The sequence below is a fragment of the Pseudothioclava nitratireducens genome, from assembly GCF_029210495.1.
GTDB classification, from domain to species: Bacteria; Pseudomonadota; Alphaproteobacteria; order Rhodobacterales; family Rhodobacteraceae; genus Pseudothioclava; species Pseudothioclava nitratireducens.
In genome coordinates this window covers 18,207-38,366 of the sequence record NZ_JARGDK010000003.1, presented here as the reverse complement: position 1 = coordinate 38,366, position 20,160 = coordinate 18,207, and the positions used below count along the sequence as shown (strand labels likewise).

Genomic DNA, 20,160 nt, shown 5'->3' with positions numbered 1-20,160 from the left:
TCGCTTCCGATCCGTCACCGGCGCGCGCGATGCCGTTAGGCTCTGCGCATCAGGAGGAGCCTTATGCTGACAGATATCGAGATCGCCCGTGCCGCCGCCAAACGCCCGATGACAGAGATCGGCGCCAAACTTGGAATTCCCGAAGACTCGCTGATCCCCTACGGACGTGACAAGGCCAAGGTAGATGCGCAATTTATCACAGGCTTGAACGGCAGGACGGACGGCAAGCTGATCCTCGTGACGGCGATCAACCCGACGCCCGCTGGCGAGGGCAAGACGACGACCACGGTCGGCTTGGGAGACGGGCTCCAGCGGATCGGCAAGAAAACCGCGATCTGTATCCGCGAGGCGAGCCTTGGCCCGAATTTCGGGATGAAGGGGGGGGCCGCGGGGGGCGGTTACGCGCAGATCGTGCCGATGGAGGAGATGAACCTCCACTTCACCGGCGATTTCCACGCGATCACGGCGGCGCATAACCTGCTTTCCGCGATGATCGACAATCACATTTATTGGGGCAATGAGCTCGAGATCGACGAGCGCCGGATCACGTGGAAGCGGGTCATGGACATGAACGATCGTGCTTTGCGCGACGTAGTGGTCGGTCTGGGCGGTGTGTCCAACGGCTTTGCGCGTCAGACCGGGTTCGATATCACCGTGGCCTCCGAGGTCATGGCTTGCCTGTGCCTGTCCAAGGATCTCGATGACCTGCAAGAGCGCCTGGGGCGGATCGTGGTGGCCTATCGGCGCGACCGCACGCCGATCACCTGCGCGCAAATCGGTGCTGATGGCGCAATGGTTGTGCTGCTCAAGGAGGCGATGCAGCCGAACCTCGTGCAGACGCTCGAGCACACCCCGGCTTTCGTCCATGGCGGCCCGTTCGCGAACATCGCGCATGGCTGCAACTCGGTCATCGCCACGCAAACCGCGCTGAAACTGGCGGATTATGTCGTGACCGAAGCAGGCTTCGGGGCCGATTTGGGCGCCGAGAAGTTCTTCGACATCAAGTGCCGCAAGGCGGGTCTGAAGCCGGCGGCGGCGGTTATCGTTGCGACCGTGCGCGCGATGAAGATGAACGGCGGCGTGGCCAAGGCCGATCTGGGCACCGAGAATGTCGAGGCCGTCGTCAGGGGCTGTCCGAATCTGGGCCGCCACATCGCCAACACCAAGAGCTTTGGCGTTCCGGTGGTCGTGGCGATCAACCACTTCACCACCGATACCGAAGCCGAGATTCAGGCGGTCAAGGACTATGCCGCGAGCCAGGGTGCCGAAGCGATCGTGTGCAAGCACTGGGCCGATGGCGGCGCTGGGGCCGAGGATCTCGCACGTAGGGTTGTGGCGCTCACCGAAGTCGAGAGCCACTTTGCGCCGCTCTACCCGGATGACATGAGCTTGTTCGACAAGATCGATACGATTGCACGCCGCATCTATCACGCAGGCGAGGTGATCGCGGACAAGAAGATCCGCGACCAGTTGCGCGAGTGGGAGGCGGCGGGCCATGGCAAGTTGCCGATCTGCATGGCCAAGACGCAATATTCATTCTCGACTGACCCGAATCTGCGGGGTGCGCCTTCTGGTCACACTGTTCCGATCCGCGAGGTGCGGCTGAGCGCGGGGGCAGGGTTCATCGTGGTGATCTGCGGTGAGATCATGACTATGCCGGGCCTTCCGCGCGTGCCGGCGGCGGCCTCGATCCGGCTGAATGCCGCAGGCGAGACCGAAGGCTTGTTCTGATCGGGGTGCAAGGCTTGAGCAGGGCGGCATAAACTGCGATAGCAGCGGTGCGCACGCACCCTAGTCGTGGAGGCCCTATGAAAGAGCCCGATCAGATCGGAACCATGCTTGAACTGCGCGTCGAGATCGACGCGCTCGACGAGCAGATCGTTGAACTGCTGGCGCGACGCACGCGGTATATCGCGCGCGCCGCACAGCTCAAGCAAGGCGAGAAGCTGCCAGCCCGAATTCCCGAGCGGGTCGAGGATGTGGTGGCAAAGGTTTGCGCAAAGGCCGAGGTCGCGGGTTTGGACCCGGGTCTGGCCGAGCGCCTGTGGCGTGAGATGATCGAGCATTTCATTGCGCAGGAAGAACAGGTTTTGGGCAAAGGGGACCCGGCATGACGGCCAAGATCATCGACGGCAAGGCATTTGCGGCGCAGGTGCGTGAGAAGGTTGCGGCGCATGTGGCGCGGCTTAAGGAAGTGCAGGGGGTGACGCCCGGTCTTGCGGTGGTGCTTGTAGGCGACGACCCGGCCTCCGAGGTTTATGTGCGCAACAAGGGCAAGCAGACGCTCGAGGTCGGGATGAATTCCTTCGAGCACAAGCTGCCGGCGGAGACCTCGGAAGCCGATTTGCTTGCGCTGATTGAGCGCCTGAATAACGATCCGGCGGTGCATGGTATCCTCGTGCAACTGCCGCTGCCCGCACATCTCAACAGTGATCTGGTGATCAACTCGATCGCGCCGGGCAAGGATGTGGACGGGTTCCATATCTCGAATGTCGGGTTGCTCGGCACAGGTCAGAAGTCGATGGTGCCCTGCACGCCGCTGGGCTGCCTGATGATGCTGCGCGACCATCACGGGAGCCTGTCGGGGCTGAACGCCGTGGTGGTGGGGCGCTCGAATATCGTCGGCAAACCGATGGCGCAGCTTCTTCTGGGCGATAGCTGCACGGTGACGATCGCGCATAGCCGGACCAAGGATTTGGCGGCGGTCTGCAAGGGCGCGGATATCCTTGTGGCGGCGGTTGGGCGCCCTGAAATGATCCCCGGCGACTGGGTCAAACCCGGTGCAACGGTGATCGACGTGGGCATCAACCGGATCGAGCGGGGCGGCAAGAAAAAGCTCGTGGGTGACGTGCATTTCGAGAGCGCGGCCGCGGTGGCCGGTGCGATCACCCCGGTCCCGGGCGGCGTCGGTCCGATGACCATCGCTTGCCTGCTCGCCAACACCGTCACCGCCTGCTGCCGCGCAAACGGGTTGCGCGAGCCCGAGGGGCTGACCGCCTAAGGGGGAATTTCCGAAGATATATCGCATTGTCAGCGCCTATCCCATTGGATAGCTATGCCTTTGGTAATGGTTAATACGGTGCTGCCAGATGTTGCGGTTCTGGTCTCTCTACAAGGCGGCGGTCATGCTGCCGGTGCTTCCGGTGATCTGGGTGGTGACATCGGTCATTGGGGTTGTTGCGGGACCGTTTGGAACAATCGTCAGCCAGAGCTTTTTCAACCGTCTGATCTTCTGGCCGGTCATTCTGGCCGTGGCGATCCTGATCGGGGCGGCGCTGCGCGTGATCGTGCAGGACTATCTTGGGCTGCGCCGTTACCTGCCAGAGTCGTTCTCGCTTGCGGTGCTGGCGACGCTGGTGCTGACCCCGCCCTTCTACCTGATCTGCGCCGCGCTCGCGACGAGTGATCCTGCATCTGCGCCCAATGCGCTTGAAATGGCGGCTTATGTGTTCATCACCTCCATGGCCACCTCGACGCTGCGCCACGCGCTCGCTTCGGAGAGCGCGATTGCACAGCGTAGCGAGGTGCGGAACAGTGAGGGGCCGCCGCGCATTTATGACCGGCTGAGCGGAGATCAGACGCAGCCGATCCTTCGGATGCAGGTGCGCGATCACTATGTCGATGTGGTGCGCCCATCGGGCACGGAGAGCGTTCTCATCCGCTTCGCAGATGCCATTGCCGAGGCCGAGGGCATTCCCGGCCTGCGGGTGCACCGCTCGCATTGGGTGGCGACGGATGCGATCCTCGCGGTGCGACGGGAGCGCTCGAAGATGTTTCTGCGCACAACCGATGGCGCGCTGATCCCGGTCTCGCGCACCTATATATCCGATGTCGAGGCGATTGACCTGCCGGAAAAGCAAGCGGCGGCTGAGTAGCCGCCGTGAAGGTCAGTGCTCGATCTTTTCTTCGCGCACGAACATGTTGGACCAGGCGCGATCCACCAATTCGGGCGTCATCTGATAGGGGATGCCCTCGAACTCGCAGATCGAGATCATCTGGTCGATCAGGAAGATCGGCTGATAGTTCGCATAGATATTGTCGATGGTGGGGTATTTCACCTTGAGCAGGTGCACGAGCGCCTTTTCGTTGAGCGGCATCTTCCGCTTCTTGGCGACCATCGAGAAGATCTTGAGGAAGTCCGATTGGTTCGGCCCATCGATCTTGATCTTGAAGAAGATCCGGCGCAGTGCCGCTTTATCGAAGATCTCGTTGGGGTGGAAGTTGGTCGAGAAGATCACCAGCGTGTCGAAGGGCACCTCGAATTTCTCGCCCGATTGCAGGGCCAGAATATCGCGGCTTTCTTCGAGCGGCACGATCCAGCGGTTGACGAGCTTTTGCGGCGGTTCGGCCTGACGACCAAGGTCGTCCACGATGAAGACGCCGCCCGACGATTTCATTTGCAGGGGCGCGGTATAGGTGCGCGCGGTCGGGTTGTAGGTCAAGTCGAGCATTTCGAGCGACAATTCACCGCCGGTGATCACGGTCGGGCGCTCGGAATAGATGTAGCGCTGGTCGAACTGCATCCCTTTCTTGCGCAGGCTTGTCGGGTCTTCTTCGGGCTGCGGCGCCGGCGTGTGCACGATCGGGTCGAACACCGTGATGACCTGCCCGGAATATTCGACCGAGCGCGGAATGTAGATGAAATCGCCCAAAGCGTCGCGGATACCGTTCGAGATCGAGGATTTCCCGTTGCCGGGCGGGCCATACATCAGGATCGAGCGCCCCGAACCGACCGCCGGGCCGAGTTGGTCGATCAGATCGGGCGGCAGGATCAGGTGCCCCATCGCCTTGAGAAGCTGTTGGCGCGTGAGTTGGATGTTGCGGATCGACTGGCGCTTCATCTGCTGCTGGTAATCCGTCAACGGCACCGGCATCGCGCCGTAATATTCCGACTGCGAGAGCGCATCGAGCGCGCGTGCCTTGCCGGCATCAGACAGTTGGTAGCCCATTTCCCCGCCCGAGTTTGCGTGCAGCGTCCCCGTCGCTTCGACGAGCCGCTGCGTCCGGCACAGGTCGATCAGTTCCTGCGTCAGCGTGATCGGCAGGCAGATCACTTTCGAGAGTCCCGAGGCGGTGTCGATATTGGTCCGGAACATCGTTTTGAGCAGGATGTCCCGCATCATCACCGTCGTCAGCCCGACCTCGGCGAGGCTCTTGGGTTGCGAGGGGGCGATCACATTCGACGCAATCATGTTCATCTGCCTGTCCTATCTGCTCTGGCGCGCGTTCAGCGGTTTCGCGGCTTTGCCTCTGGCGTGCCATTTACGCACCGCAATTCTCCGCTAAACGGATTCACAGCGCCAAGATGCGCGGCTATTGTGGCCAAAAATGGGAAAAAGAGCGGAGAGGCTGGGAATTGATGGCGAGAATGGGTGGAATGCGCGCGAATTCGCTGCGCCTAGGTGTCGTCATGGGGCTTGTGGCCCTTGTGATGGCGGTGCTGCCGCTCCTCAAGGGAGAGTTGATCGTCGCCAAGCATGAGGGCGACACCCTGCACCTCGCCGATCTGGTTCTGCGCATGGCCGAGGCGGGGCAGATCCCCCATTTCGACTTCATGACGCCGCTTGGGATTCTGTCGATCTGGCCGATTGCAGTCTTCGTTCAAGCAGGTCTTGGGATCGGGATGGCATTTCTCGCCGCGCAGGCGGCGCTGGCGCTTGTTCTGTTCGGGCCGATCCTGCGCACGGCGCTCTCGCGCTTCACCGGCTGGTTCGCATGGGGCTTTGCGGCCTATGTGATCGTGCTGGTCTTGGCGCTTGTGCATGGCGAGGCGAACCCGGCGATTTCTGTCTCCATGCACTATAACCGCTGGGCTTGGGCGCTGGCCTATATCGCTATTCCGCTGGCCATGCTGGAGCCGCTGGGTCCGCGTCGTCCACTTCTTGACGGCACGCTGATCGGTCTCGCGCTCGCTGCCATGGCGCTGATCAAGGTCACCTATTTTGCGGCCTTTTTCCCGGCTATCGTCATCGCGCTGCTCGCCCGACGTGATTGGAAAACACTGCTCGTCGCGCTGCTGGCGGGTCTTACGGTCGCGGCGGCGGTGACCGGCATTTTTACCACGCGGTTCTGGTTCGCCTATCTGCGCGACCTGTTCACCGTGGCGACCTCCGCCACGCGGGCGGCCCCCGGTCTCTCGCTGGGCGGTATCCTCGTCGCGCCGGCCTACATGGCGGGTACATTCGCGGTTCTGGCGAGCGTGATTTTCCTGCGCCAGTCGGGCGCGATGGTGGCGGGGTTGGTGCTGCTTTTTCTCATGCCGGGCTTCGTCTATGTGACCTATCAGAACTTTGGCAACGATCCGCAGTGGCTGATCCTGCTTGCGCTCTTGGCGCTTGGACTGCGCCCGGAAACGACGCGGACGAACGCGCTTGGTATCCGGCTCGATCAGGCATTGCTCGTGGCGGGAACTTTCGCGCTCGCGCTTGGCGCGGCCTCGGCGATCAACATGATCTGGAGCCCGTTCCGGCTCTATTTCTCGACTGCCGAAGAGGTGGTGCCGCTCCTGTCGCAGCGCCCGCAGCATCACGACATTCTGGTTGGCAAGCCCCGTGTCTATCGGGTGGTGATGAACCAGATGGGCTGGGACGAGCTTGACACCTATAGCGACTATGTCGTCCCGCTCGGTGATGAGGACACCCCGCCCTTGGCGATCAACGGCGAGACCCTCGCGGATTGCGAACTCAGCACCGGCTATAATGCGTGGTTCGAGACCACCGCCCGCACGCTTGAAGGTGCGGGCTATGGCGGCTCGGGCATTCTGGTGGCGGATCTCTTCTCGGCGCTCTGGCTCTATGGCGACTTCAAGCCGCTCGAAGGCGGGGCGCCTTGGTATTACGCGGGCACGCCGGGTCTGGATGTGGCGGACCACGTTCTCGTGCCGCTTTGCCCCACCAACCTGCCGCGCCGTGCCGAGATCCTTAAGGCGATCGAGACCGGGGGCTGGACGCTGTCCGAAGAGATGCGGACCGAGACCTTCATCCTCTATCGACCGAGCAAGGGTTGAAAAGCCAAGGGAGCCATCGTGATGGCTCCCTTATCATCTTCATCAAGCCTGGAATACTCTGGAAGCCAATGGGCAAAGCCCAGAGGGGGCAGCGCGCCCTCGCTGCACTCAGGTCGTCAGCGCGATGATCAGCAGATAGCTCCAAAGCGTGCCGACGAGTGCAAGGCCCAGCGGGAAATCCTTGCGGGTCCAGCTCACCCAATCGGGGGCCATGGCGCGCACAGCCGGGATCGAGCGCATGACGCGATGCGCGGCGAAGGCGCCGAGCAGGAACGCGGTCAAGAGCATCACGGTCAGCGAGATATGCGAACTGTTGGACGAGAAGAAGGGCGCGGCGGCGGCGGCGAACTTGGCGTCGCCCGCCCCGAAATGCGCGATCAGGTTCAGCACGAAGCCAATCACCAGTACGATCACCAGATGCGTCCAGCGCCACGCATAGACATCGAGCGGCAGCAGGAACGGCCCGGCGATGGCGAAAACGGCCACCAGCGCCATGACCGCCGTGTTGCGGATCTTCATGTATTTCAGATCCGTATAGGCCACCCAGGCACAGATCGGGGTGACGAGGATCAGAAAGGCGAGGGCGGATTGTGACGGCGTCAGTCCAAGCACCGGATCAGCCTTTGGCCACGTTCGCGTCAAGGGCGGCAAGGGCGCGCGCGGCCTCGTCGAAATGCTGCGGATGGGTATCCACGGCCTCTTGCAAGAGGCCCCGCCCGATCGTGACATCGCCCTGTTTGATCGCCGAAAGCGCCGCCGTGTAAAGCAGTTGTGCGCGCTCCGTCTGGCTCATGTCGATGACCGGCATGTCATATTTGCGCTGGCTGGCGCGGGCGAGAACGAGGTTGTTCTTGGTGGTGAATTTCGACGGATCGTAGGTCAGCGCCTCGGCAAAGAGCTTCTCGGCCCCTTTCGCATCGCCGCGGGTCAGCTTGGAATAGCCCCAGTTGTTGAGTACGCCACCCGGACGGGTCGTCAGGCCAGTCGCCACTTCATAAAAGCTGTCGGCCTTCTTCCACTGTTTCTTGGAATCTGCGACCATCGCTTCAAGCTTGTAGCGCTCGAAGGTCTCGTAGGTTGGCGGGATCGTGTTCAGTGTCGCTTCGGCCCCGTCCCAGTCATTGGCGCGGATCTGCGCATCGGCCTTGGCGACGCGGTCGGAATCGTTCGCGCCCTCCATGCCGAGGACCTGGTCCCAGACTTTCGCGGCTTGGGCGGGTTTGTTCGCGCGCACAAGCGACTTGGCCAGACCGCGGCGCAGGTCGATCCGGTCGGGGTTTTCGTTCGCGCTGCGGGTGAAATAGGCGACGGCCTCTTCCGGGTCGCCCACCGTCAGCATGATGTCCGAGAGGTTCGTGCCGTCGATGGCGTTCACGCTTTCCATGGCGCGCGTGACTTCTTCGGCTTCGTTATTCTTCACGCAGCCCGACAGGGCTACGGCGCTGCCCAGAAGGGCGGCGATAAAGATCGGGTGGCGCATGTTTCGCGTCCTTTTGCTCGTGCCTCACAGCTGCGTCAGAAGGAGATATTCGCCTGCACCCCGCCTGACGAGCGAGAAACTCTTGTCCTCATCGGCAACATAACCCGGATTCTGGTTTTTTGCGAGCGCCAGTCGCAGGTTTTGCCGGATCGAGTCAGATTGGCCACTATCAAGCGCATAGGCGGTTTCAAAGACGCGCGCCGCCTCTGCGGTTTCGCCCTTTTCCATCAGCACGACGCCGAGGTTGTTCCAAGCGGGGACGAAGCGCTCGTCCGCTTCGATGGCGCGGCGCAGGATTTGTTCGGCCTGCCCCAAGCGCCCCAATTTCAGGTTCGCGGAGCCGATCGCCGAGAGCACATCGACCGTCATCCCCTTGTCGGCTGCGGCGCGGTAATAGGCCTTGAGCGCGAGCTCATGTTCGCCTGCCGCCATCAGCCTGTGTCCGACGGTCAGCCCGTCGATGGCCTCGCCGCGTTCGGTGGTGCCCGGGGCGTAGGGGCTACCCTTCAATGGCGTGAGGCCGCCCGATGAACAGGCGGCCAGACTGGCTGAAAGCAATGCGATCAGAAGGGGGCCGCGCAGGGCTTGGGACATGGGTTCGCCTGTTCCGTGGGCCCTGCGCGTTATGCGTTCAGTGGGCGCCAATCATCTTGAAGTTCTCAAGCATATCATGGACCGAGGGACCGACAAGGATGATGAGCAGCGGGGGAACCGTGAACATCATGGTGCCCAGCGTCATTTTCGTCGGGATCTTGTTCGCAGCCTCTTCGGCGCGCATGATCCGCTTGTCGCGCATGTCGGCGGCGTAGAGGCGGAGTGCCTCGGCAATCGACGTACCGAATTGTTGCGACTGGATCATCACGGTCACGAAGCTCTGCACGTCCGGCACGCCCGTGCGCTCGCCGAAGCTGCGCAGAACCGTCGGCTTGTCGAGACCGGCCTTGATCTCATGCGCGACGGTTGCGAATTCTTCGGACATCGCGGGGTAGGACGTTGCGAGCTCTTTCGAGACGCGAATGATCCCTTGGTCGAGCGACTGTCCCGCCTCGACGCAGACCAGCAGCATGTCGAGTGCGTCGGGGAAGCCGTTCTGGATTTCGGCGCGGCGCGCCTCTACGCGTTGGTTCACCCAACGTTTGGGCGCGTAATAGCCAAAAGCGCCCGGCATCAGGACAGCGACAATCGACATGGTCGTCGAAAGCCCGCCGCTCTCCGAGGCGTTTGCGATGATGACGTAGCCCACGCCAAGCGCCAGAAACCCAAGGCCCATGGCGAATTGGATCGCGTGGAAGGTCCGCACCGCATTCGGGTCGCGATAGCCCGCGCGTTGCAGCCATTTGCGCGATTCCGAGAGTTCCTCGGTATTCTTGGGTTCGAGGAAGCCTGCGTATTTCTCAAGCTTGTCCGAGCCGCCGCCATGGCGCAGCTTTTGCGGCGCTTTGTCCTTACCCTTGCCATCGGCCGTGCCGCCCGGATGGGCTGCGGCGCTGCGCAGCTTGTCGAGCGGGTCCACGCGTTTCTTGAGCAGGATCGGCAGCGTCGCCAGCACCATCACCCCGCCAATCGCGGCCATCGCGATGACCGGCCCGAGCGGGCCGAGGGTGTCGGTCAACATGGTCATGATGGCATTGATATCCATGGAAAAATCCTCAGACCTTAATTGTTGTCATCACCTTCATGAAGATGACGTTGGCGCCCAGAAGCGCAAAGACGATGATAGCGGCGGGCATGAAGGCGGGGGTTTCCTTGACGGCGTCGTAATAGTTCGGGGCGACCACCTGGATCACCACGAGAACGGCGACGGGAAAGCCCGACAGGAACATACCGGACCATTTCGGTTCGGCGGTGATGGCCCGCACACGGCGGAACAGCCGGAAGCGTGAACGGATCACCTTGGCGAGACCTTCGAGCACCTCGGCGAGGTTGCCGCCCGAGGTTTGCTGAATCGAGACGGCCACGGCGAGGAAGCGCAAATCCTGCATGTCGAGACGTTCGGCGAGGTCGCGGATACTGTCCGCCACGTTGCGCCCATAGGCGGCTTCGTCCGCGATGATCCCGAATTCAGAGCCGAGCGGGTCGGGGATCTCCTTGGCGACGGCCTGAATGGCGGAGGCGAAGGGGTGACCGACGCGCAGTGAGCGCACCATCAGCTCCACCGCGTCGGGGAGCTGTTCCTCGGCGAGCGAGAGCCGTTTCTTCGCTTTGCTGGCAACCCAGAAATAGATCCCGCCCACGCCCATCCCGACAGCGAGCGCGATGCGCATGATCAGGCCGGCCTGCGTGGCAATCGACAACCCGAGAAAGGCGACGACGGTTGCGACCCCCATCATCGCCAGCAGCATCGGCGGCGAAAAGGCGATATTCGCCCGCTGCGCCTTGGTGGCAAGCAGCGAGTAAAGCGGGATGCCCTTGCTGTCGCGGTGCTGATTGGCCTCTTTGCGAAGCTGCTCGAGCACATCTTCGCGGCGACCGCCCTTGTCGAGCAGTTCAAGCCGGCGGTTCACCCGTTTGTTGAGCGAGATCGACTTGCCGAAGACGAGCACATAGATGCCCTCGACCAGCAGGATGACCGCGACGAAGATCAGCGCGTAGATGATGGGTGTCGGTGAAATGATCATCGGCGGCTCTCCTTAGTCCTGAACCGGTTCGTAGATCGAGGCCGGCAGGTCGTAGCCCCATTGGCGGAAGCGATCCGAATAGTGCGAGCGCACGCCGGTCGCGGTGAAGCGGCCGATGATCTTGCCATCGGGGGCAAGGCCCAGACGCTCGTAGCGGAAGATTTCCTGCATCGAGATCACGTCGCCTTCCATGCCAGTGATCTCGGTGATCGAGGTCATCCGGCGCGAGCCGTCTTGCAGACGCGAGGCCTGCACGATGAGGTTCACAGCCGAGGCGATCTGAGAGCGCATCGCCTTGATAGGCATCTCGATGCCGGCCATCGAAACCATGTTTTCCAGACGCGAAATACCATCGCGCGCGGAGTTCGCGTGGATCGTGGTCATCGAACCGTCGTGGCCCGTGTTCATGGCTTGCAGCATGTCGATGACCTCTTCACCGCGGGTTTCGCCCACGATGATCCGGTCCGGACGCATCCGCAGTGCGTTGCGCAGACAGTCGCGCTGCGTCACGGCACCCTTGCCCTCGACGTTTGGCGGGCGGCTTTCCATCCGGCCCACATGGATCTGCTGAAGCTGAAGTTCGGCCGTGTCTTCGATCGTCAGGATTCGCTCGGAGTTGTCGATGAACGATGACAGCGCGTTGAGCGTCGTGGTCTTACCCGAACCCGTCCCGCCCGACACGATCACGTTGAGGCGGGTCGACACGGCGGCCTGAAGATAGGCGGCCATTTCCTCGGTGAAGGCCCCGAAGCGAACGAGATCGTCGATCCCCAGCTTGTCTTTCTTGAACTTCCGGATGGAGACCAGCGAGCCATCCACCGCAATTGGCGGCACCATCGCGTTGAAACGCGAGCCGTCGGCAAGACGGGCGTCGACATAGGGGTTCGATTCATCGACGCGGCGTCCCACAGCGGACACGATCTTGTCGATGATCCGCAGCAGGTGGCGTTCGTCCTTGAAGGTGATGTCGGTGAGTTCGAGCTTGCCGGCGCGTTCGACGAAAATTTGCTGCGGGCCGTTCACGAGAATATCGTTGACCGTTTCGTCCTTGAGTAGCGGCTCGAGCGGGCCAAGACCCATCACCTCGTCATAGAGTTCCTGGTTCAGCGCCTGCCGGTCGGAGGCGTTGAGTGCCACTGTCATCTCGGCCAGCGCTTCGCTCGAGATTGCCGCGATTTCCGCGCGCAGCTCTTTCTCGGGGGCGTTTTCCAGTGCGGCGAGGTTCAGGTTTTCGAGGAGTCGCTTGTGCAGCGCGACCTTGATCTCCGACATGCGCTCCTTGCGCTTCCGCTCTTTGTCGCCTGCGGGCGCTGCGGCCACGGCGGCCGGGCTCAGCGGTTTGCGGTGCACCGGTGCCGAGGCGGGGGTCGCAGCCCTCGGGCTTGCCGCCGCTTGCGGGGCAACAGCCGACAGTGGCGCGGACGACCCTTTGGGCTGGGCGGTTTGCGGACCCGGTTTCTTGTAGCGCGAGAACATGGCGGCCTCTTACCTCAACTAGGGATCACCCCTGCGCAACGGCCTCTGCGGCGTCGTTCAGTTCGGCGATGGATTGCGCAAGTTTCTGAATTTCCTTGCGGAGCGGATGTTTGGCGATTGTCGCGGCCAGCGGTAGGCCATGGTCATTCGCCTGGGTGATGGCCTTGCCGCCATCGCTCAGCAGCACCTCGATCGCAATGTCGAGGCTTTCTGCCATGCGCTTGACGCGCGATTTCCCGGTCAGGTCCGTAAATTTCGGCGCGCGGTTCAGCACATAACGAAGCTTTTCTGCCGGAAGCCCCTCGGAGCGCAGCGCGCGGAGCATCCGCAGCGTGTTTTGCGCCGAGCGCATGTCGAGCTCCATCATCGCGAAATAGACATGCGCGTGGTTGAGCACCGTTTCCGTCCAGGAAATCACGGTCGAGGGCATGTCGACGACGACGAAATCGAAATTCGCCCGCGCCATGTCGATCACCCGCTCCACGTCTTCGGCGGTCAGCAGATCGAGCGGCAGCATATCCACGGGGGCGGTCAGCACATGCAGCTTGTCGTTGAAACTCAGCAGAGCCTGCTTGAACGCTTCGGCATCCATATGCGCGGTGTCCGAGAGCAACTCGTAGACCAGTTCGCGGCGGGGCAGGTCGAGATAGGTCGCGGTCGAGCCGAATTGCAGGTCGAGATCGAGCAGGCAGACACGCGGCGGGTGCCCGGTCGCTTTCTTGTTTCCGTCATGCAGGCTGGCCAGTTCCCATGCGAGGTTGACCGCGAAGGTCGTGGCACCCACGCCGCCCGCCAGCCCATGAACCGCCAGCACCACGCCATCCTTGCCGCCGGTGGCGTTGAAGGTGGGCTGTTGGGCGTGCTCGGGAAGCTCTGCCGGGGCATCGCCTTGCCCCAGACGCTCGATCGCGTCGTGCAGGGCGCCTTCGGGAAGCGGGTAGGGCACGAAGTCATCGGCGCCGAGGCGCAGAAGCTGATGCAGCGCGATGGGGCTGACCTCTTCCGCGATCAGAATGACGCGGATGCCCTTTTCCTTGGCGGTCGAGATGATCCCGGAAATGCGTTGCAGGTCGTCCTCGTCCTCGCCATCGACGGCGATCGCGATGAATTCGAGATGTTCCGCATCGGGCTGCGTCAGGAACAGCACCGCGTCGTCAAAAGTCAGATCGCCCCAGCTTTCGCCGAGTTCGGTTTCCATGTCTTCGATCAGCAGATCGAAATTCGACACGTCGCGCGACACCGTGCAAGCGAGGATCGGTGCCGGTTCCGGGGTCAAGACTGCAGCTGCACTCATGGGCCTCAGGTCCTTTTCTATTCGGCCTGCCGTGGCGATCGGGGAGGGGTGAATGGCTGAAAAGCCCCCGGACCGAAGCAGACCAATGCACGACTCGGGGTCATGCCTGTTCTCTCATCGTCAAATCTCGCGTTCAAAGTTGGCGAGATTGGGGCCAGATTGTTTTAATTGTGGGGATTTGGGACACGATGGACGAAAAAAGCGGGCTTTGTTTTCCAAAGCCCGCTTCAACTGGAAACAATGCCAGAAGGCGAATCATTCGCCGCTGGTGGTCGATCCGTCGATTTTCGTGATCGGCAGAACCGAGGCGGACTGCACGTATTCGCGGAAAATTACCTCTGCATACTTGCCGTTAAGCACGGAGGGGTGCGAGGAGACGAAGCCCGACACCTCGGTCACGGTGCGGCGGTTTTGTTCGTTCGGTGCCTGCGTGTAAACCAGAGGTTGCGTTTCGCCGTAGGAAACAACCGCTTCGAGCCGCGAGCGCGAGATGCCCTGCGTCGAAAGGTAGGCGACGACCGCTTGCGCACGGCGCAGGCCGAGCGATTTGTTGTAGGCGTTCGAGCCAACCAGATCAGTGTGACCGTAGACGCGGAACCGTACCTCGGGGAACTGGCGGATCCAATCCGCCTGACGGCGCAGAATGGCCTGTGCCTCGGGGGTCAGGGTCGATTGGTTAAAGGCGAAATTGACCGTGTTGGGCACATCCGCCGCAAAGCGCTTGGTGAGCGAGATCGCGTAGTCGCGCGCGCCCGACTGCACCAGCGTGTTGTTCATGGTCGAATTGCCAAAGCCCGACTGATCGAGCTGCCCGCCGGCCTCCGAGTAGAAGGCCCGCACGGTTTGCTTGTTACAGCCTGCGAGCGCGAGACCCGCACAGAGTGTCAGCGCGAAGAGTTTCGTTGCGTTCATGGCCTGCCCCTGACTCTTCATGGCTCACTCCATCACATAGCCGTAGGACCCCGAGAAGTCCTGCTTGGCCACTTCTGCGGCGGCCCCACTGCGCGGGGTAGCCTCGGTCTTGCCGAAGAGGAACAGATCGGCCTCCGATGGCGGGCGTACACGATCCGTCGGCAGCGCCAGCGCCTCGCCACGGGTGGGCGTCACCAGATGCGGGGTGACGATGATCACCAATTCGGATTGCTTGCGCTCATACTGCGCCGAGCGGAACAGCGCCCCCAGCACCGGCACATCGCCGAGCCACGGGATCTGGTCGTTCAGATCGTTGAAGTCATCCTGAAGCAGACCGGCGATCGCAAAACTCTCGCCGTCGCGCATCTCGACCGTGGTCGAGGTTTCGCGGCGCTTGAACGCGTTCACCGAGAAGCCACCCGATTGCATCGTTACAGAGGTGTCGATGGCCGAGACGGCCGCTGCGATTTCAAGGTTGATAAGGTCCCCATCCACGACGCGGGGCGTAAACGCCATTTCCACACCGAAGGGTTTGTATTCAATGGAAATTCCGTTGTCGTCGCCGACCACCGGGATCGGGTATTCGCCACCTGCGAGGAACTTGGCGACCTGGCCCGACAAGGCGGTCAGGTTCGGTTCCGCAAGTGTGCGAACCACGCCCTTCGATTCCAGAGCTTCGAGAAGAATGGCGAATTCCATGTTGCCAGCGGTGAAGCCGACGCCCAAAGCACCACGGTCGCCCGAGATCGGGATCGCGCCGCTGTTGAACGCGCCGGTGACCGCACCGTCTTGCGTGAAGTTGCCGGTGCCGCCGATCAGTCCGGTCGCCGCCGAGCCACCGCCCACGGTGCCACGCAGCGCCAGCGATGAGGACAGGTTCTTCGAGACCGAGCGCTGCATCTCTGCAAAGCGGACCTTCAGCATAACCTGTTGCGTCCCGCCGACGGTCATCAGGTTCGAGACGCGATCGGGGGCGTAACGTTTGGCAAGGTCGAGTGCCCGGTCGAGCTTGGCGGTCGAGGAGACCGTCCCGGAGAGCACGATACCGTCATTCGCGGTGCGCACCTCGATATTTTCGCCGGGCAGGATCTGTTTGAGGCGTTCTTTGAACTCGCCGATATCGGGCGTCACCTGAACTTCGACATTGGTGATCAGCTTCCCGTCCGCGCCGACGATGGTCATCGTCGTCCGGCCCGGCAGCTTGCCCAGGAGATAAATCGTGCGATCCGACAGTGTCGTGATGTCGGCAATACCGGGATTCGCGATCGACAATTCCGCGAAGGGAACATCGCTTTCGACGACAACAGCGCGGTTCATGGGGACGTTCAGGGGACTCGACGTGGAGCCCGACATGACGCGCAGGGTTTCCGAATGCACCGGCGTCATTGCCGAAGTGCCAAGTGCAACGCCCAGAAGACATGCCTTGAAGATGGTTCTCATTGCCATTGTGATCCTGCCTCTCCGATCACGCCATTTCACAGGTCTGACGCCTGCTTTTGCGATTTTTCCGCTCTATACTTTTCGCACCATGCAAGAAATCGGGTTTTATTGCAAGAATCAAACGTTTGGAGGCAGCTTCTGCTGTGGATAACTGGTCACAGATACACGAAGGCCCGCCCCGAGGGGCGAGCCTGTGATCTTGTTCACAAGTAACCTAAAGGTCAGTTCGTGCAGGGAATTTCCACTTCGACCAGTTCGCCGCCCTTGCGGTTGCGAATGGTGCAGACTTTCTCTTGCTGAATGACCACGGCTTCGGCTTCCTCAATCCCCAAGAGCGTGTTGGAGTCAATTTCAATGGCACCGACCTCGGTCGTATCGGCCATCCCGACCAGCGAGAGGGTCAGTCGTCCGGTCGATTGCGCGAGCGTCAGCGCGGCGACCTGTTCGGGCGAGACTTCGGCGGTCACCGTGCGTGCGATCTTGGTTTCTTCCGAGCGATCGGCGTCGGCACTCTGGTCGATGGCGATCAGGCGCAGGTTGGTGTCGATGAGTTTGGTCACCGGCATGTTGTTGGCTTTACCTGACCAGTAGACATCGACCCGGTCGCCAGGGCGCAGGAAACCGGACACGCCCGAGGCAACGTCAACCTGAATCGTGAAGGCGCGCATGTTGGGTGAGAGGTTCGCGGTGATGCCGGCATCGACACCCGGCTGGGTTATTTTCTTCGCCAGAACCGGTTCAAACATTTCATAGGAGCGCAGCGCGGCGCGGGGGCGGGTCTCGCCCTCGAAGAACACGGCGCGGGCGGCTTCAGGGGATTCTTGCGGCGCGGTGATGCGGGCAAAGGTACCTTCGGGCACTTTCTTGGCCTGCACCTTGATCACTTCAAGATCGGTCACACTAAAGCGTTCGCCGTATTTCAGCGGGCGTTTGGTCACGACGACATCGACGAGAAGCGGCGCGTTCTTCTGCGCCTCGCGCAGATAGTCACGTTCGGCCTGATAGCGGGAGATCTGATTTTGGGCCATGTAGACCGCAATCCCCGCGAGCCCGAGCCCGACCGCCAGAAATAAAGCAAATACCATACGCATCGTCAGTCCCTTCCACGTTTGAGGCGAACGCGACAGAGTTCACGCCTCGAAAACGAGTCTCACCGCCAAATGCGGCAAATTGTTGACGCTCGGGCAACAATTTTGGGCCCGATACAATCGTGGGCGTGCTTCAGAAGCTGGTCGAAACCGATTGGCTGCCGAGGAACGAGGCGACATCCATCGCGGCGTTGTCGGCTTCACCCCAGATCACGCCGCCCACAATCATCCCCAGGGAGACGATCGATGCGGTCAGAACGACCCAGTCAACTGTCACGGCGCCGTCTTCCTCGGCGAAACGTTTGCGGAGCTGTCCCATTTCCATGCTCATCCTTCAGACCTTTCTTGTGTCACTGTGGCGGTTGACCGCCCACTTGCACCCTTTATCGGGGGCGCGTGCGGCGGAAATGGGGCGAATTCGGGATTTGTTTGGGCTTTGCGGTTCCCAGGGGCAGAAAATTCGCACCCCAAGCAACAGAAAAGGCCGCGCCCTTGGGCGCGGCCTTGCAAGCCGGGGCTTGCGATATTCTTAGAACGAGGTCTTGACCGACGCGGTCGCCAGGTAGTCGGCGATGTCTTGGGTCAGGGTCTCGGTTTCGGTGCGGATCAGCGCGAGGGCGGCGGCGCCGAGGCCGACGACGGCGGCGGTGAGCACAACCCAGTCAACGGTCACGGCGCCGTCTTCTTCGTTGCGGAACTTGCGGGTCAGTTTGAACAGTTTCATGTCACTCTCCAGAGCTTAAGTTTGCAGGGTCGCCGCGGAGCGTCTTGGGCATCTCTGCTGGCCCTGCATCGCGGTATGGCCCTGTTATCGCGGTGAATCGTGTCTTGAATGGGGCGGGTTGAAGAATTGTTCGGGGCTTTTAGGGGATGATTTTAAGATTACCTTAACGTCAACCTGATGCTTCTTGCCGCGCGCGGCCTGACATCGACGTGCAACAACAGAAAAGGCCGCACCCTTGGGCGCGGCCTTGCAAGCCGGGGCTTGCGATATTCTTAGAACGAGGTCTTGACCGACGAGGTCGCCAGGTAGTCGGCGATGTCTTGGGTCAGGGTCTCGGTTTCGGTGCGGATCAGCGCGAGGGCGGCGGCGCCGAGGCCGACGACGGCGGCGGTGAGCACAACCCAGTCAACGGTCACGGCGCCGTCTTCTTCGTTGCGGAACTTGCGGGTCAGTTTGAACAGTTTCATGTCATTCTCCGTAGTTTAGCCCTGCGGGTCGCCCCGCAGCGTCTTGGGCGGCTCTGCTTGGCCCTTCATCGCGGTATGACGATGTTATCGTGGTAAATAATGTCCTGAATTTGGCGCGTTCGGGAAGTCTTGGGGGCGTTTGCAACAATTGACAGATGGTGCCGCAACATCAGCTCGATTGGGTTGCGCCGCGCCCCAAGCCACAGAAAAGGCCGCGCCCTGAGGCGCGGCCTTGCAAGCCGGGGCTTGCGATATTCTTAGAACGAGGTCTTGACCGACGCGGTCGCCAGGTAGTCGGCGATGTCTTGGGTCAGGGTCTCGGTTTCGGTGCGGATCAGCGCGAGGGCGGCGGCGCCGAGGCCGACGACAGCAGCGGTGAGCACAACCCAGTCAACGGTCACAGCGCCGTCTTCTTCGTTGCGGAACTTGCGGGTCAGTTTGAACAGTTTCATTGGATCTCTCCTTGGGGTCTGAATGTCGGTCCGCGTTACCGTCAGCCACCTCTGACCTGGGCCTCTGCATCGCGGCATGGCTACATATGACTGCTGGAAGGTGGCAAGATTGGGGCGCCCTCTGGGCGTTTTTACGAATTGTAAACCTTTAGGTTGAAATCTGTGTATTGCTTTGATTTTAATGAATAAAATTTCCAAAAATTTTTGCAGTTATAGGGTTCCGGCCCGTTTTCTGTGTCGAATTGGACGCGAATCCCCCGCAAAAACCCCCGGATTTTCCTGTCGGACTGGATTTTTGCACCCGTTTCCGGGATAAAGGCGCAAAGGGGAAAACCCCAAAAGAGCAGGAAAGCGCAGATGCGCGGGTTACAGGTTTTACTCATCGCGATTTTCGCGGCATGTCTTGTCGCACCGTCTGGGGCAGAGACCCAGACGCCGACGGTGCATCATTTCAAGCCTAAGCGTGTGGTCCCGCCCAAGCCGGGCACGACGCGGTTCCTGACGATCCAGATTGACCCCGAGGAACAACGTCGCGGTCTTGCAATCGCTGCGCAGAAGCCATTCGAGCCGATGACAAAGACGCCAGATGACGGCAAGCCGGTCGCGCCGCAGGTCAGTGGCTATGAATGGTATTGGGGGCTTGTCTCGCCGGCACTTGGGGCGCGGGACGGGCGCTTCACCAAGGCGATCTCGGCGCTCAGCCAAGGGCCGCAGGGAAAATCCGTTTCGGCGCCGCGCCTGTCGCATCTTCAGCAGATCGCGGAACGTCATGGCGCCCAAATCCTCGCAGCGACGATCGGCACCGAGGTGTCGCCCGCGCTCGTGCTGGCGGTCATCGCGACCGAATCCGGGGGGCGCGCGGATGCGGTTTCCAAGGCGGGTGCGGTGGGGTTGATGCAACTTATTCCGGCAACCGCCGAACGCTTCAAGGTGTCCGACAGCCGTGACCCGATCCAGAACATCAAGGGCGGCGTTGCCTATTTGGACTGGTTGATGAAGGAATTTGACCGCGATCCGCTGATGGTGATCGCAGCCTATAATGCCGGCGAGAATGCGGTGAAGAAAAACGGGGGCGTTCCGCCCTTTGCCGAGACGCGCGGCTATGTGCCCAAAGTGCTGGCGGCATGGGAGGTCGCGCGTGGTCTGTGCCTGTCACGGCCAGAGCTTGTGACCGATGGTTGCGTCTTCGCGGTCAAGGGCTAG

At 61.6% G+C, this 20,160-nt stretch carries 21 protein-coding genes; 6 read left to right on the top strand and 15 right to left on the bottom strand.

From position 1 onward, the window contains the following. The first annotated feature begins 63 nt into the window (after positions 1 to 63). From P0X85_RS04185 to P0X85_RS04170, 4 genes are all read left to right on the top strand, one after another. A complete protein-coding gene (locus tag P0X85_RS04185) occupies positions 64 to 1,731 on the top strand; it encodes a formate--tetrahydrofolate ligase (protein WP_275808946.1) in 1,668 nt (555 codons plus the stop codon). Positions 1,732 to 1,808: 77 nt separating this feature from the next. Further along, complete coding sequence (locus P0X85_RS04180; protein ID WP_275808943.1) at positions 1,809 to 2,114, top strand: chorismate mutase; 306 nt, start codon at positions 1,809 to 1,811, stop codon at positions 2,112 to 2,114. Next, positions 2,111 to 3,001 (top strand): bifunctional methylenetetrahydrofolate dehydrogenase/methenyltetrahydrofolate cyclohydrolase FolD, encoded by an 891-nt coding sequence (folD, locus tag P0X85_RS04175; RefSeq protein WP_275808940.1) that lies wholly within the window; start codon positions 2,111 to 2,113, stop codon positions 2,999 to 3,001. Before P0X85_RS04180 ends, folD begins: the two co-directional genes overlap by 4 nt. A gap of 88 nt (positions 3,002 to 3,089) precedes the next feature. Further along, positions 3,090 to 3,875 (top strand): LytTR family DNA-binding domain-containing protein, encoded by a 786-nt coding sequence (locus P0X85_RS04170; protein ID WP_275808937.1) that lies wholly within the window; start codon positions 3,090 to 3,092, stop codon positions 3,873 to 3,875. A 12-nt stretch (positions 3,876 to 3,887) separates the two neighbouring features. Here P0X85_RS04170 and P0X85_RS04165 read toward each other — a convergent pair whose 3' ends face one another. Beyond that, positions 3,888 to 5,198, bottom strand: coding sequence for an ATPase (locus tag P0X85_RS04165; protein ID WP_275808934.1), 1,311 nt, complete (start codon positions 5,196 to 5,198; stop codon positions 3,888 to 3,890). A 179-nt stretch (positions 5,199 to 5,377) separates the two neighbouring features. On the opposite strand from P0X85_RS04165, the gene P0X85_RS04160 reads away from it, so the two are divergent. Further along, entirely contained in the window at positions 5,378 to 7,006 is a 1,629-nt protein-coding gene (locus P0X85_RS04160) for a hypothetical protein (protein WP_275808931.1), read from the top strand. Positions 7,007 to 7,114: 108 nt separating this feature from the next. Here P0X85_RS04160 and P0X85_RS04155 read toward each other — a convergent pair whose 3' ends face one another. From P0X85_RS04155 to P0X85_RS04090, 14 genes are all read right to left on the bottom strand, one after another. Beyond that, entirely contained in the window at positions 7,115 to 7,618 is a 504-nt protein-coding gene (locus tag P0X85_RS04155) for a prepilin peptidase (protein WP_275808927.1), read from the bottom strand. A 4-nt stretch (positions 7,619 to 7,622) separates the two neighbouring features. After that, positions 7,623 to 8,486: a tetratricopeptide repeat protein gene (locus P0X85_RS04150; protein ID WP_275808923.1), complete on the bottom strand. Its 864-nt coding sequence runs from the start codon at positions 8,484 to 8,486 to the stop codon at positions 7,623 to 7,625. A gap of 24 nt (positions 8,487 to 8,510) precedes the next feature. Next, positions 8,511 to 9,080 carry a tetratricopeptide repeat protein gene (locus tag P0X85_RS04145; protein WP_275808920.1) on the bottom strand — a complete coding sequence of 190 codons (570 nt, stop codon included), beginning with the start codon at positions 9,078 to 9,080 and terminating at the stop codon, positions 8,511 to 8,513. A 37-nt stretch (positions 9,081 to 9,117) separates the two neighbouring features. Next, positions 9,118 to 10,125, bottom strand: a complete 1,008-nt coding sequence (locus P0X85_RS04140) for a type II secretion system F family protein (protein WP_275808917.1) — start codon at positions 10,123 to 10,125, stop codon at positions 9,118 to 9,120. Between the two features lie 10 nt (positions 10,126 to 10,135). After that, positions 10,136 to 11,104 carry a type II secretion system F family protein gene (locus P0X85_RS04135; protein ID WP_275808914.1) on the bottom strand — a complete coding sequence of 323 codons (969 nt, stop codon included), beginning with the start codon at positions 11,102 to 11,104 and terminating at the stop codon, positions 10,136 to 10,138. 12 nt (positions 11,105 to 11,116) lie between these two features. Next, positions 11,117 to 12,580 (bottom strand): TadA family conjugal transfer-associated ATPase, encoded by a 1,464-nt coding sequence (locus P0X85_RS04130; protein WP_275808912.1) that lies wholly within the window; start codon positions 12,578 to 12,580, stop codon positions 11,117 to 11,119. Between the two features lie 25 nt (positions 12,581 to 12,605). Then, on the bottom strand, positions 12,606 to 13,874 hold the full coding sequence (locus P0X85_RS04125) for a CpaE/TadZ family protein (RefSeq protein WP_275808909.1): 1,269 nt from the start codon (positions 13,872 to 13,874) through the stop codon (positions 12,606 to 12,608). 255 nt (positions 13,875 to 14,129) lie between these two features. Then, complete coding sequence (locus P0X85_RS04120) at positions 14,130 to 14,786, bottom strand: OmpA family protein (protein ID WP_275808906.1); 657 nt, start codon at positions 14,784 to 14,786, stop codon at positions 14,130 to 14,132. A 24-nt stretch (positions 14,787 to 14,810) separates the two neighbouring features. Then, positions 14,811 to 16,232, bottom strand: a complete 1,422-nt coding sequence (locus P0X85_RS04115; RefSeq protein WP_275808904.1) for a type II and III secretion system protein family protein — start codon at positions 16,230 to 16,232, stop codon at positions 14,811 to 14,813. A gap of 215 nt (positions 16,233 to 16,447) precedes the next feature. Further along, positions 16,448 to 17,317, bottom strand: coding sequence for a Flp pilus assembly protein CpaB (cpaB, locus tag P0X85_RS04110; RefSeq protein ID WP_275808900.1), 870 nt, complete (start codon positions 17,315 to 17,317; stop codon positions 16,448 to 16,450). 130 nt (positions 17,318 to 17,447) lie between these two features. Beyond that, a complete protein-coding gene (locus P0X85_RS04105) occupies positions 17,448 to 17,633 on the bottom strand; it encodes a hypothetical protein (RefSeq protein WP_338030514.1) in 186 nt (61 codons plus the stop codon). Positions 17,634 to 17,843: 210 nt separating this feature from the next. Continuing rightward, complete coding sequence (locus P0X85_RS04100; RefSeq protein ID WP_275808893.1) at positions 17,844 to 18,038, bottom strand: hypothetical protein; 195 nt, start codon at positions 18,036 to 18,038, stop codon at positions 17,844 to 17,846. A gap of 272 nt (positions 18,039 to 18,310) precedes the next feature. After that, on the bottom strand, positions 18,311 to 18,505 hold the full coding sequence (locus tag P0X85_RS04095) for a hypothetical protein (RefSeq protein ID WP_275808896.1): 195 nt from the start codon (positions 18,503 to 18,505) through the stop codon (positions 18,311 to 18,313). 257 nt (positions 18,506 to 18,762) lie between these two features. After that, entirely contained in the window at positions 18,763 to 18,957 is a 195-nt protein-coding gene (locus P0X85_RS04090; RefSeq protein WP_275808893.1) for a hypothetical protein, read from the bottom strand. Between the two features lie 357 nt (positions 18,958 to 19,314). Here P0X85_RS04090 and P0X85_RS04085 point away from each other — a divergent pair, with 357 nt between their 5' ends. Continuing rightward, positions 19,315 to 20,160 (top strand): lytic transglycosylase domain-containing protein, encoded by an 846-nt coding sequence (locus tag P0X85_RS04085; protein ID WP_275808890.1) that lies wholly within the window; start codon positions 19,315 to 19,317, stop codon positions 20,158 to 20,160.